A 12487-nucleotide genomic window follows, 5' to 3' on the forward strand; every position below is an offset into this window, starting at 1 on the left:
GGCGCCCGCGCGGTCGCGCGCGCAAGAAGACGTCGGTGAGAGGAAACCGTGAGCGAAATCACCGTGCACCAGGGTCCGTTCAACAGCATCCGACTTCACGTCGAAGACCACGGCGGCACCGGTCGCCCGGTCGTCCTCCTCCACGGGTGGCCGCTCTCCGGGGCCGCGTGGAGCGGTCAGGTGACCGCGTTGACTGCGGCCGGCTACCGCGTGATCACGTACGACCGGCGCGGGTTCGGCCGGAGTGACAAGCCGCTCACCGGGTACGGCTACGACACGCTCACCGATGATCTCGAGGCCATCATGACGGGCCTGGATCTCCGCGACGCCACGATCGTGGGCTTCTCCATGGGCGGGGGCGAGGCCTCCCGCTTTGCCGCCCGCGACGGCGGCGACCGCGTGCGGAGTCTCGTGCTCGCATCCGCGGTGACCCCGTACCTGATGAAGACGCCGAGCAATCCCGATGGCCCGCTCGCGGCGGCGGAGGCGGCGGCGATGGCCGCAAGGCTCACAGCGAACCGCGACGCGTTCTACGACGACTTCATGACCGAGTTCTTCTCGGTCGACGGTCGTCTGCTGGTGAGCGAGCAGCAGCGTCGCGAGGCGCTCGATCTGTGCCATCAGGCGAGCAAGGCGGCGGCGCTCGAGTGCATGACCGCCTTCGGCGCGACCGACTTCCGCGACGACCTTGCGGAGATCATGCTGCCGACGCTCATCGTGCACGGCGACGGTGACTCGATCGTGCCGCTCGAGGGATCGGGCGCGCGCACGCACTCGGCGATCGCCGGCAGCCAGCTGCACGTCATCGAGGGGGCGCCCCACGGTTGCCCGATCAGCCACGCGGACGCGTGGAACAAGGCCGTGCTCGCATTCCTTCAGCGCTGAGCGCACCGGTGACACGTGACCCGGACCGGCGCCGCGCATGGCGTCGTCGGCGCCATCGGAGCATGACGTAGCCTGAACGGGCGGGCAGGCCTGCCCCACGCGGGCGCCATCGCGTGCCGAATGGGAGGACATCATGCCGAAGCGCAAAGGCGGCGGCTACCGGGCGCCGAAGCACTACCTGCCCCGGGACGCGAAGCCGTCGAAGCACCGGCCGGGCGGCGCCGGCGGAGCCGGACGATTCGACCGCGACCGCAGGGACGCCTCCGATGGCATCGATGGGTCCGCGCCCGGCACCGGGCTCGGCACGGCGCGCGACCGCGGTCGGCCGGCGCCGGCGCGCGACGCCCGCGACACCCCCCGACGCGACAAGCGCGGCACCCCCCGACGCGACGAGCGCGGCACCCCCCGGAACGTCGAGTCCCGCAATGTCCGCAGCGATGGGCCCCGCGATGGCACCACCGAGGGTCGCCTCCGCGTCGGCAACGTGGTCGGTCAGCCGTCGCCCCGCCGCGGGCGGCCCGACGACGTCGTCCCAGAGCGTCTCGAGGCCACGGCGATCACCCCCGAGCTTGCCGAGGGTGTGACCTTCGAAGACCTCGGGTTCGGCGTGCGCATCGTCGAGGCGCTCGCGTCGCTCGGGGCGACCGCGCCGTTCCCCATCCAGGTTGCGACGATCCCCGATGCGCTCGCGGGTCGCGACGTGCTGGCCCGCGGGCGCACCGGCTCGGGAAAGACCATCGCGTTCGGCTCTGCCATCGTCGAGCGGCTCCTGGTGACCCGCCCGCGCGAGGAGCGCGGCAAGCGGGTCGTCGGGCGCCCGCCCCGCGGCCTCATCATCGCGCCCACGCGCGAGCTCGCCCTGCAGATCGACCGCACGGTGCGGCCGATCGCCCGCAGCGTCGGCCTGTTCACGACGCAGGTGTACGGCGGGGTCCCGCAGCAGCGGCAGGTCGGCGGACTGCGCCGCGGCGTCGACATCGTCATCGGCACGCCGGGCCGCATCGAAGACCTGCACCGCCAGGGGCACCTCGATCTGTCGAGCATCGAGGTGACGGTGCTCGATGAGGCCGACCTCATGTGCGACCTCGGGTTCCTCGACTCGATGCAGCGCATCCTTCGCATCGTCAGGCGCGGCGGGCAGCGGATGCTGTTCTCGGCAACGCTCGACGCCGCAGTGCGCAGTCTGGTCGCCGAGTTCTTGGTGCACCCGGCAGTGCACGAGGTCGCGGGCGAGGCAAGCGATCACGCCGACATCGAGCACCGCGTGCTCGTGGTCGAACGTGGCGACCGGGACGCGGTGCTTCGGCAGCTGGCCGCGGCGGGCGGGCGCGTGCTCGTGTTCGCGCGCACCAAGCTCGGGGCCGAGCAGCTCGCCCAGCGGCTCGACGACGGCGGCGTGCCCGCGATTGCGCTGCACGGCGACCTCTCGCAGGAGCGCCGGAGCAGAAACCTCGAGAAGTTCGCGAATGGGCGAGCCGACGTGCTCGTCGCGACCGACGTCGCGGCGCGCGGTATTCACGTCGACGACATCGATCTCGTGATCCAGGCCGATGCGCCCGACGAGTACAAGACCTACCTGCACCGTGCGGGTCGAACGGGCCGTGCCGGCCGCCGCGGCACGGTCGTCACGCTGATCCCCCCGAACCGGCAGCGTCGCATGGCCGAGCTGCTCGGTCGCGCCGAGGTCGACGCACCCGTCGTACCGGCTCGGGCCGGGGGCCGCGAGCTCGACGAGTTCGCCCGGTAGCGGGGGCGCTCGCCGACACCCCCTGCCCGAGCTGCGGCGCTATGCCGCTGGTGAGGCCATCGCGCGGGGGCGCGGCGGCACCGTGACCGAAAGCGCGGAGAGCACGATCGCCCACACGGCCCAACCCAGCGACTGGAACGCCCAGAACGCGCTGTCCGTCAATGAGTCGGCCGGCGTCACGAGGTTCGAGGTGGCGAAGACGAGCATCGAGTTCATCAGTGCGTGGCCGAGCACTGCCGGCCAGACGTTACCGCCGCGTTCGCGGGCGATCCCGAGAAGCGCCGACGCGAACGCGAGCGAGGCGAGCGAAGCGAGTACGGCACGCCACGACATGTCGCCGGCGATGCCGTAGGCGGCGAGGAGCGGAAGGTGCCAGAGCACCCAGACGCCGGTCGTCGCGAGGATCGTGCCGAACAGTCCGAAGCGCTCCCGCCACGCCTGCCAGAGGAACCCGCGCCACGCGACCTCCTCACCGAGCGCGGCGACCGCCGCGAACGCGAGCATGGGTACGACCATCACCGCAATGGGCAGCACGTCGACTCCGGCAGTCCACTCGACCGTGCCGGTGAGCGTCGCGATGCCGAAGTGCATGGCCAGGAACGCGACGAGCGCTGCGCCCACGAGCGCCATCGCCCACCCCCACGTCCCGGCGCCTCGCGAGGCGCGGACGGGACCGAGCGACAACAGTTTCGAGACCGGAAGACGCAGGCCCGCGACTCGCGCCGCGACGAGCACGGCGACGGCGGGGAACCACTGCGCGACCGGCGTTGCGATCGACAGCCACTCGGTGCCCCCGATGCCGAGCATCGATGGCACCGTGATGGCGAGCACCGCTCCGAACGAGATCGCGAGGGTCACGGTGACGGCTCGGCGCATCCGGACACGCGCGTCGTGCTGGGCGGGGGCGCCGTCGCCGACGGGCATCCCGCTCGCGTCGCGCCCGGCGTCGCCGGGGCGGTGAGCGTGCGAGAGGCGGTACGTGTGCCTCTGGCTGCGGGTGGCGGATGCTGTGGCCGTGTTCACGTGTGGTCCCTCCGTCGCGAGCCGGGCCGTTATCGCCCGACACCAGCAACGTTAGGAACCGACGCGGGGACTGTCGGGCCGGGTAGCGCGCCGAGATTCCTGGGGATAACCCGAACGTCGATCACCGGGGGATTCGCGGCTGCGCCGGCGCGATGGCGAGAACACCCAGAAGCGGTACAGCGCGAAACGGAAGATGCTGCCGATGCCGAGCCCGATGACGTTGGCGATGTTGTCGGCGAGCAGGGAGTTCCACCCGAGCAGGTAGTGCGATACCCACAGCGGCACGAGCCCGATGACGAGCCCCGCGAGGCTGACCGCGAAGAATTCGGCACCCTCGCGTGCCGAATCGCCGCGGCGCCGATGCTGCCGGAACGTCCACAACCGGTTGCCGATCCAGTTGGTCGTGATCGCCACCAGCGTCGAGACCGTCTTCGCGAGCAGCGGTCCCACGGCGATGCTCGCGGGTGCCAGTACCGTCAGCACGAGCACGTTGTACAGCGAGATGTCGATCACGAAGCCGACGCCGCCGACGAGTCCGAACTTGCCGAGTTGTCGCACGAGCCGCATGAAACGGCCGTTCCAGCCCCGCCCGGGCACGCCGTCGTGAACCTTCGCCTCCGACGACTCCGCGGCGACGAACTCGACGAAGTCGCCTGGCTCGGTGCCCGCGTCGATCGCCGTGCTTCCGACGGTTTCGCCGGCAGACTGCCCAGCATCGGTCCGCGCGTCCGGAGCCGGGACGTCGACGTACGCGTCGGGCGCAGCGGCGGCCGCTCGGTCGCCGTCGTCCGGTCCACCGCTGGGGGGCCCGGCGACGAGCGACGACCGACTCGAGTCGTTCGTCGTCATCCCTGCTCCGTTCGGCGCCGTACGCCGACCTGGCGAAGGCATCTGCACAGTGTACGTGCGTGGTTCTGCGACAATCGGCGGAGCAACTCGCGCGCCGTGAGAACGGCCCCGGCGCGCGCCACGAACGAGGAGTCTGCAATGGTTCAGCGCGTCGGCGTCATCGGTGGCGGACAACTTGCACGCATGATGATCCCCCCGGCGGTCGAGCTCGGCATCGAGATCGCCGTGCTCGCCGAGCAGGAGGGCTCGAGCGCCCGTCAGGCGGCCACGCTCGTCGGCGACTACCGCGACGAGGCGACCGTGCTGGCCTTCGCCGAAACGGTCGACGTCGTCACCTTCGACCACGAGCACGTGCCCCAGCCCGTGCTTCGCGCGCTCGTCGACCGTGGCGTCCGCGTGCATCCGGGCCCGCACGCGCTCGAGTTCGCGCAGGACAAGCTGCGGATGCGCGAGCGGCTCAGCGAGCTCGGTGTTCCGGTCCCCGAGTGGGCGACGGTTCGCGGCCCGGACGAGCTGCAGGCCTTCATCGATGCGAACGGCGGAGCGGCGGTGCTGAATCTCCCCCGCGGTGGCTACGACGGCAAGGGCGTGCGGGTCGTGCGCTCGGGCGCCGATGGCGCCGACTGGTTCGGTCGCGGCGATTTCGACGCGCTGCTCGTGGAGGAGCTCGTCGACTTCCGTCGCGAGCTCGCCCAGCTCGTCGCGCGCCGGCCGAGCGGCGAGCGGGCGTTCTGGCCCGTCGTCGAGACGGTGCAGCGCGACGGCGTGTGCGCAGAGGTCGTCGCCCCCGCGCCCGGAACCGAGGGCGGCGCCGATCGCGTGCGCACGGTGACGAGCCAGATCGCCGAGCGCATCGCCGAGGGGCTCGACGTGACCGGCGTGCTGGCGGTCGAGCTGTTCGAGACGACCGACCAGCGCGTGCTCGTGAACGAGCTGGCCATGCGACCGCACAACTCGGGCCACTGGACGATCGACGGCTCGGTCACGAGCCAGTTCGAACAGCACCTCCGTGCCGTGCTCGACCTGCCGCTCGGCGACACCGCCGTGGTTTCGTCGTGGTCGGTCATGATCAACGTCCTGGGCGGCCCGCAGTCGGAGCCGATCGACGCGAGGTTCGCGCAGGCGTGGCAGTCGTACCCCGGCGCGAAGCTCCACACGTACGGCAAGGATGCTCGACCGGGCAGGAAGGTCGGTCACGTCACGGTTGTGGGCGAGGACCTCGACGACGTCGCCTACCGCGCCCGCGCGGCGGCGGACGCGTTCGACGACTGAGCCCCGCATCCGCCCGCCGGGCATCCGTACCGCGTCTCTGCCACCGCCCGTACAGCTGCCGCCCCCCTCACCCGGGCTCCCAGCCCCACTCCTCCGTGGCAGTCTGAGTGCATCAGATGCGCGACACGCCGTTGGATGCTGCGGGCTGTGGCACGCGCTGCACTCGGTTTGCCGCGGTGACTCGGGTGCGCGTTCATCAGCGCGGTGACAGCGGCCCCGTGCGGCCGCCCGATACCCTCGTCGGCATGACGGATACACCTCGCGTCGGCATCATCATGGGCTCCGACAGCGATTGGCGGGTGATGTCGGCGGCGCGCGACATCCTGCGCGAGTTCGACGTGCCGGTCGAGGTCGAGGTCGTCTCGGCCCACCGCACGCCCGACAAACTCGTCTCGTACGCCCGCGGAGCGGCCAGCCGGGGGATCCGCGTCATCATCGCGGGCGCGGGGGGCGCCGCCCATCTGCCCGGCATGGTCGCCTCGATGACGACGCTCCCGGTCATCGGCGTGCCGGTGCCCCTGCAGTACCTCGACGGCATGGATTCGCTGCTCTCAATCGTGCAGATGCCGGCCGGCATCCCCGTCGCGACCGTCTCGATCGGCGGGGCCAAGAACGCGGGCATCCTCGCCGCGCGCATCCTCGGGACCAGCGACGATGCCCTCCGCGTGCGACTCGACGCCTACGCCGCCGAGCTCACCGACCTGGTCGAGCAGAAGAACGCGGCCCTGCAGGAGAACCTGTGACGCCCGCGAGGCATCGACACCCATGAGTTCACTCTTCAACGCTGGGCCACAGCTGCCGCTGCGCTATCCCAACACGTCGTCGAGCGAGGTGATGACGCGGCGCGCCTGGTGGCTGCTGCTGTCGAACCTCATCATCCCCGGCACTGCCCAGGTGCTCGCGGGCAGTCGCCGCTTCGGCCGGTTCATGCTTCGCCTCTGGCTCATCGGCATCGTGACGCTCATCGTGGTCGCGCTGATGGGCCTGTTCTTCCGCGCACCGCTGCTGTTTCTCGGCACCTCCACGATCGGTCTCACGCTCCTCTGCGCCGTGTTCCTCGTCTTCGTCGCGTGCTGGGTCGTTTCGCAGCTCGATGCCCTGCGGCTGACCCGCCTCGTCAAGCTGGACGCGCTCGCGCGCCCCCTCATCGGCATCATCGGCGTGGTGCTCGCACTGATTCCCGCGGTTGTCGGCATCGGCGCCGTCAACGTCACGGCGCAGGTGCAGGACACCGTCTCGACGCTGTTCGGCGGGGGCAGGGGCGGCATCGAGTTCCCGTCCAACGGGCGAATCAACATCATGATGCTCGGGGGTGACGCGGGCGAGGACCGTGAGGGCAACCGGCCCGACTCGATCAGCGTCATGAGCTTCGACGTGCTCACGGGCCGGTCGGTCTCGATCGGCATCCCCCGTGCGCTGGAGGGATTCCCCTTCTCCGAGGGGCCCATGCGCGACAAGTACCCCGACGGCTACGGCAATGCGTACGGCTGCGAGGTCGATGTCTGTTACCTCAACTCGGTGTACACCGAGGTCGAGTTGATGTCGCCCGACCTGTATCCGGATGCTGAATCCGAGGGGTCGCTGCCCGGCATCGAGGCGACGCGCGACGCGGTCGAGGGCATCACTGGCCTGAAGATCCACTACTACGTGTTCGTCGACATGGCGGGCTTCGCGAGCCTGATCGACGCCCTTGGCGGGGTCGAGATCAACGTGACGAAGCCCGTCGGCATCGGCATCAATGACGACGGCTCGCCGGGGTGGCAGCCGGCGACCGAGTGGATCGAGCCGGGCCTGCAGACGATGGACGGCTCAACGGCGCTCTGGTACGCGCGCTCGCGCTACGAGACGACCGACTTCGAGCGCATGGAGCGGCAGCGCGAGCTGCAGGCCGCGATCATCGGGAAGCTCACACCCCAGAACATCCTCGGCAACCTCGGCCCCGTGCTCGACGCGGCCGAGAACATCGTGGTGTCGGACATGCCGGAGGGCATGGCGGGGCTCGTCGCCGACCTCCTGCTGCGCTCGCGCGGCCAGCCGAACGGCACGGTCGAGCTGGTGCCTCCGCTCATCGACCAGGGATCGCCCGACATCGGGCTGATCCACGAGCTGGTGCAGGAGTCGTTCACGGCCGAGCCCGAGCCCGAGCCGACCGACGGCGGCGAGGGCGACTCGAGCTAGGTCGTCAGGATTCGGTGCGGGCGCTCCCGACGAGCCCGAGACCGGCCGAAGCGAGCTGGCGCAGCGACGCGTCGGGCAGGAACGCCTGCGTCAGCCCGCGTCCGATCGCCGGCAGGTCGCCCTCGTCGCGGTACAGCAGGTAGATCGGCTCATAGCGCGGGTTGAACTTCTTCTTGAACCGATGCAGCGAGCGGAACCCGTACACGGGCTCGAGCAGTGCGCCGAGCCGGCCGAGCAGGTCGCCAATGACGCCCTCATCTTCGCCGGCTTCGTGGGCGAGCGGCGCGCCCGAGAGCGACAGCATCGATGCGCCCTCCTCGCCGAAGGCCTGGGCCGACGAGCCGATGAGGTACTCCATGACTGCGCCGAAGCCGCCGTCGCGGCGGCGCATGAGGTCGAGGGTCCAGCCGCGCACGTGCGGCGCGCCGTCCTCGCCCGCGCGGCCGTAGACGGGAAGCCAGCTGAGCATCCCGTCGACGTTGCCCTGCGGGTCGATCGCGAGCGCGAGACGCACGTCCGGGTCGGCGGCCTCCTGCAGGGTGCCGAGCGTGAAGCGCATCTCGGGCAGCTCCTTCTCGCCGACCCACTGCTCTGAGATGGCCTGCAGTTGCGCGCGCACGGCGAAGGGCTCGTCGGCGAGCCGGGTGAGCCGGAACGTCATGCCCTCGCGATCGGCCCGGCTGAACGACTGCCGCACCTTCGACCACGCCTTGCCGGTGAACGTGAGTCCCTCGAGATCGACGATCGTGTCATCGGCGATCACGAGCGATCGCCACCCGTCGGGCATTGCGCTGCGCGTTGCCTCAGAGGCGCTGAAGAAGCAGGGGGCGAGGGCGTTGCGCTCGGCCGCGTCGATGAACTCGCGGATCGAGGTCGCGTGGCCGTCCGGGGCGCCGAGCGGGTCGGCGAGCACGATCGCAACGCCCGCATGGCTCTGGTAGGGCATGATGCCGGTCTCGGTGCGCAGGTAGCGCATCCTCTCCCACGTCGTCATCCACGACAGCGTGCCGCCGCCCTCGGTGCGGATGAGGTCGCGCACTTCCTCGACGGTGACCGGGGCGGTTCCCTGCGTGAGCGGGCGCTGGCGCCACAGGCTGAAGGCGCGGCGCGTGGCGACGAGGAAGACACCGAATGCCGCCCACAGAACGCCAGACGCGAGGGCCACGTCAGCGTCGCCGATGTAGGGCGCGAGCTCGCCGGGCGCCAGCAGCAGCAGGAGCCCGACGACCACCGCCGTGACGAGGTTGAGCGCGACGAGCAGGAGCGCGAGCAGCCAGCCCCAGCGGCGGCCCTTCCGCAGCCCCAGCACGGCGAAGCCGACGACGACGAGGTCGAACAGTGCGTCGGCCAGCGAGAACGGCTCGGGCGTGGTGTCGCCGAAGGGGCCGCTCGTGGGCAACCAGAGGACGATGAGCGCGATCGCGCCGAGCGCGATGACGGTGGCGACCGCGAGCATCCGCTGCTCGGGGATCGTGGTCTGCTGCACGCGGAACGAGCGATCGATCGCGAGGATGAGCAGGATCGCGAAGGCGTGCTCGACGTCGGCCAGCGTGCCGAGGAACAGCAGGCTGACGGTGGCGTAGAGGAAGACGAGCACCCAGGCCCGCTGGCGCCACGGTGCCGCGAAGATGCCGACCGCGGCCGCGATGCAGGCCATCGCGCCGCCCGAGGGGCCGACGTCGATGACCCCGGCGAGACCGGTTGCCCACGGCCAGCCGGTGAACTGCAGCGCGAAGACGAACAGGGCGGTCGCGAGGATTGCGAAGAGCTGGCCGAGCCAGAACACGCGTAGCGCGACGAGACTGCCGCGGCGCCACTCCAGGTACCCCATGCCCGCGAAGGCGAGCAGCGTCGGGACGTAGACCCACGGTTCGACGACGAAGAACGTGCCGACGAGCGGGGTCCACCAGCGTCCCTCGGCGAAGGAGGGTAGGCCGTAAGCGACCTGGTCGAACCAGCCATGCTCGGAGAAGGGCGACCACAGGCTTTGCGAGACGACGCCGGCAGCGAGCAGGAGTACGACGATCGAGAGCGTGGCCGGCATTCGGGCGGCGGCGCGCAACCAAGCGGGGCGCTGCCGTGGCGCGCCGGATGCCGGGGTTTCGGCGGTGGGGGTGGGGGAGAGGGAGGGGGGAGAAGACGGCAGCTCGGCCATGCGTCAACGATACTCACGTCTTCGGAGACGGTGCGCCGAGCGTGCCGCGCCCTAGTGCGGATAGAGGGAGAACCGCTCCGTCGACGGCGCGTCCGGCGGACTCGTTTCGCTCGGCCCGGGCGGATCCCGATGCGGAATGTCCTTCCAGCCCACTTCGTACGGCGCGAAGTATCGGTTCACAAGGTGATCGACCGCGATGCGCCAAGGGCCGAAACGATCAAGCCGGGCATACTCATTCCGATACCTCCCCGCCGTCCACATCGCCGACGATCGGTACCTTCCGAGCATGCTGAACGCTCGCGCGCGGACGGTGGCGTGTGACCCGTCAGAACTCAGCTCGACGATGAGCTGGAACTGCAGGTGACTGTGCAAGACACCGTCCTCGGGGCCGGCGCCGTACAGGTCGAAGCTTCGCCGGATCGACGGGCGCCCGCGGTAGATGCCGCGGTGCGCGATCTCGATGGTGCCGTCGTCGGTGAACAACTCGGTCAGCTGGTCCCAGGCGAGTGAGGAGAGGTGGTAGCCATACGCGTATTGCGTCTGCTCGATCTCCACGAGCGACTCGAGCCTACGTAGCCGCTGCTCGACCGGTAGCGCAGGGTCTGTGGTGCAGTCGCCGTTGGGGGCGGCGATCGGCCATGCGGCGGCCGTTCTGGTGACGCCGGCGCTCCCTTCGGGCGGTTGGGTGACTGGAGCGGGGCGCTCGGCGCGAGCCAGACGACTGTTCGTGGAGCGGTGTTTCGCCCAGCCTCGGTCATACGGCGTGAATTGCGCGTCCGAGGCATCGAGGCGTGTGATGCTCCACCCGGTCGCGACGCGAGTGAACTCGATGTCGCACGTGCCGACACCGAGTTCGTGCCAGATGCCGTATGCCGTCCACTGGGAGAAGAACCGCACGGTGACGCGTGCTCGCCCGTTGTCGAACGTGATCTCGGGTTCGAACAGCACCGTCTCCAACAACCGGCCTTCGGTGTCGCGGTCGTTGCAGATGGCACGCAGTGCGGCAAGGACCGCGGTGCGTCTCCGGATGGCGCGTGTTCCTAACCGGACGACGACGTCGTCGCTGAGCTGATCTGCGAACCGCTCCCAATCGGCGTCATCGAAGGCGTAGCCGAGTCGCGAGACGAGGTACGAGATCTCGAACGTGCGCTCGAGAGATTCGACGCGTGCCAAAACGGCGTCGTCCGGGTGGGACGGAGTGACATCGGCGTCTGCGTGCTCAGGCGCCTCGTCCCCTACGGGGGCAAGCCTTGGCTCGAGTTCGAGCGGCTCGCTCGGCACGTTGGGCCAGACCGGGACGTGATGCGTCGTCGGCCGGTCAGGCTCGATGCCGAGCGGCGGACAGGCGTCTGCGTTCTCGCGCCATCCGCCGTCGAACGGAACGTGAATGGTGCGCTCCCACCGGAGGGAGGCGAGCATCCAGCCGGTCGGCGTCAGTCGGTAGCTGGTGAGCACCACGCCATCGGCCCAGTAGGCGCTGCCGTTCCTCGCCCCCGTGTCAAGATCTCGCCAGGTGGCCATGGCGTGATCCCCGGTGGGGCCGACCACGATGATCGGCATGATCTGCGCGTGCATGGCCAGGTTCGGCATCCCGCCGGGTGAGCTCGGCCCTTCGGCCCCGACGAGCCGTGTCAGGGCGGCTTGAATGCGCCGTCTCCCGACGAACACTCCGCTCGCGCCGATCTCTATCGTCGCATCCGGCAGGAAGCAGGCCGCAGCCGCCGCGGGATCGGGGCGCGCTAGCAGACGACCGAATTGTGATTGGCGTTGCCGGATGGCGCGGATCGCCTCGAGACGAGCGATCCGGGTGCCTAGGTTGTGCGTTGCCATGTCCGCTCCAGCGTCGCTGAGCGGGCACGCCACAACAGCCCGTCGAGGAGTCGGTAGTGCACGAACGTGTGCACCATCAGCCGGTCGCCCTTGGCCGCGGCGCCGGACGGGAACTCGGGGGCGTCTTCGATGAAGCGGAAGTCGGAGATGAACTCTGCTGCGAGCCGGTCGCCGTTCGCAAACGCGTCATCGATACGCATCGTGCGCGTCGATGTCATTTGCACGGTGCGGTAGTGGTCGACGACCTGGTGCGGCGTCGTGAGCACCGTGCCCTTCGATACGACGAAGTCGATCTCGCGGCAGTAGAACGTGACGAGGCGATCGAAATCCCCGGCATTGAACGTGTCGATGTAGTCGTGCAACATCGCGACGGCTGGGTGGATCATGCGGATTCCTCTCCGTGTGTGATGACCGTGAGCTTGTGAGCCGGGACGAATGCGTCATGCACGGTTCCGACCTCGAAGGCGCGCTGATTAGGTGAACAATGCGCATGACTGATCGACGGTTGTCAGCGGGACAACCGCGAGCAGCAGCGTGAGCGAGGGGCG

At 69.9% G+C, this 12487-nt stretch carries 10 protein-coding genes; 5 read left to right on the top strand and 5 right to left on the bottom strand.

Translation table 11 applies throughout. The features are described from left to right. The first annotated feature begins 48 nt into the window (after window positions 1-48). Both F8O04_RS02055 and F8O04_RS02060 read left to right on the top strand, forming a co-directional pair. The gene (locus tag F8O04_RS02055) at window positions 49-885 is read left to right on the top strand and encodes an alpha/beta fold hydrolase (RefSeq protein ID WP_158027676.1); all 837 of its coding nucleotides are present in this window, start codon (window positions 49-51) and stop codon (window positions 883-885) included. Between the two features lie 133 nt (window positions 886-1018). Next, entirely contained in the window at window positions 1019-2632 is a 1614-nt protein-coding gene (locus F8O04_RS02060) for a DEAD/DEAH box helicase (protein WP_158027677.1), read from the top strand. A gap of 39 nt (window positions 2633-2671) precedes the next feature. On the opposite strand, the gene F8O04_RS02065 is transcribed toward F8O04_RS02060, so the two are convergent. Both F8O04_RS02065 and F8O04_RS14960 read right to left on the bottom strand, forming a co-directional pair. Beyond that, complete coding sequence (locus tag F8O04_RS02065; RefSeq protein ID WP_158027679.1) at window positions 2672-3655, bottom strand: CPBP family intramembrane glutamic endopeptidase; 984 nt, start codon at window positions 3653-3655, stop codon at window positions 2672-2674. Window positions 3656-3706: 51 nt separating this feature from the next. Further along, window positions 3707-4504, bottom strand: a complete 798-nt coding sequence (locus F8O04_RS14960; protein WP_225734817.1) for a GtrA family protein — start codon at window positions 4502-4504, stop codon at window positions 3707-3709. A gap of 96 nt (window positions 4505-4600) precedes the next feature. On the opposite strand from F8O04_RS14960, the gene F8O04_RS02075 reads away from it, so the two are divergent. From F8O04_RS02075 to F8O04_RS02085, 3 genes are all read left to right on the top strand, one after another. Then, window positions 4601-5776 (top strand): 5-(carboxyamino)imidazole ribonucleotide synthase, encoded by a 1176-nt coding sequence (locus F8O04_RS02075; protein WP_225734818.1) that lies wholly within the window; start codon window positions 4601-4603, stop codon window positions 5774-5776. Between the two features lie 245 nt (window positions 5777-6021). Continuing rightward, window positions 6022-6519 (top strand): 5-(carboxyamino)imidazole ribonucleotide mutase, encoded by a 498-nt coding sequence (gene purE / locus F8O04_RS02080; protein ID WP_158027682.1) that lies wholly within the window; start codon window positions 6022-6024, stop codon window positions 6517-6519. A gap of 22 nt (window positions 6520-6541) precedes the next feature. Beyond that, a complete protein-coding gene (locus tag F8O04_RS02085; RefSeq protein ID WP_188726328.1) occupies window positions 6542-7954 on the top strand; it encodes an LCP family glycopolymer transferase in 1413 nt (470 codons plus the stop codon). A gap of 4 nt (window positions 7955-7958) precedes the next feature. Here the strand turns inward: F8O04_RS02085 and F8O04_RS02090 are convergent, their stop codons facing one another. From F8O04_RS02090 to F8O04_RS02100, 3 genes are read right to left on the bottom strand one after another with little or no spacing between them, the layout of a single operon-like run. Further along, the gene (locus F8O04_RS02090) at window positions 7959-10109 is read right to left on the bottom strand and encodes a bifunctional lysylphosphatidylglycerol flippase/synthetase MprF (protein WP_225734819.1); all 2151 of its coding nucleotides are present in this window, start codon (window positions 10107-10109) and stop codon (window positions 7959-7961) included. 51 nt (window positions 10110-10160) lie between these two features. After that, a complete protein-coding gene (locus F8O04_RS02095) occupies window positions 10161-11939 on the bottom strand; it encodes a nuclear transport factor 2 family protein (protein WP_158027686.1) in 1779 nt (592 codons plus the stop codon). Further along, window positions 11921-12325: a nuclear transport factor 2 family protein gene (locus F8O04_RS02100; protein ID WP_158027687.1), complete on the bottom strand. Its 405-nt coding sequence runs from the start codon at window positions 12323-12325 to the stop codon at window positions 11921-11923. The genes F8O04_RS02095 and F8O04_RS02100 overlap by 19 nt, the downstream gene beginning before the upstream one ends. Window positions 12326-12487 lie beyond the last annotated feature (162 nt).

The sequence above is a fragment of the Pseudoclavibacter endophyticus genome (assembly GCF_008831085.1).
Classification (GTDB): Bacteria; Actinomycetota; Actinomycetes; order Actinomycetales; family Microbacteriaceae; genus Pseudoclavibacter; species Pseudoclavibacter endophyticus.

Bases quoted from the DNA above. Each gene is read 5' to 3' on its own strand.
- F8O04_RS02060 (WP_158027677.1), top strand. From the start codon at position 1,019: ATGCCGAAGCGCAAAGGCGGCGGCTACCGGGCGCCGAAGCACTACCTG.
- F8O04_RS14960 (WP_225734817.1), bottom strand. From the start codon at position 4,504: ATGACGACGAACGACTCGAGTCGGTCGTCGCTCGTCGCCGGGCCCCCC.
- purE (WP_158027682.1), top strand. From the start codon at position 6,022: ATGACGGATACACCTCGCGTCGGCATCATCATGGGCTCCGACAGCGAT.
- F8O04_RS02085 (WP_188726328.1), top strand. From the start codon at position 6,542: ATGAGTTCACTCTTCAACGCTGGGCCACAGCTGCCGCTGCGCTATCCC.
- F8O04_RS02090 (WP_225734819.1), bottom strand. From the start codon at position 10,109: ATGGCCGAGCTGCCGTCTTCTCCCCCCTCCCTCTCCCCCACCCCCACC.
- F8O04_RS02095 (WP_158027686.1), bottom strand. From the start codon at position 11,939: ATGGCAACGCACAACCTAGGCACCCGGATCGCTCGTCTCGAGGCGATC.
- F8O04_RS02100 (WP_158027687.1), bottom strand. From the start codon at position 12,325: ATGATCCACCCAGCCGTCGCGATGTTGCACGACTACATCGACACGTTC.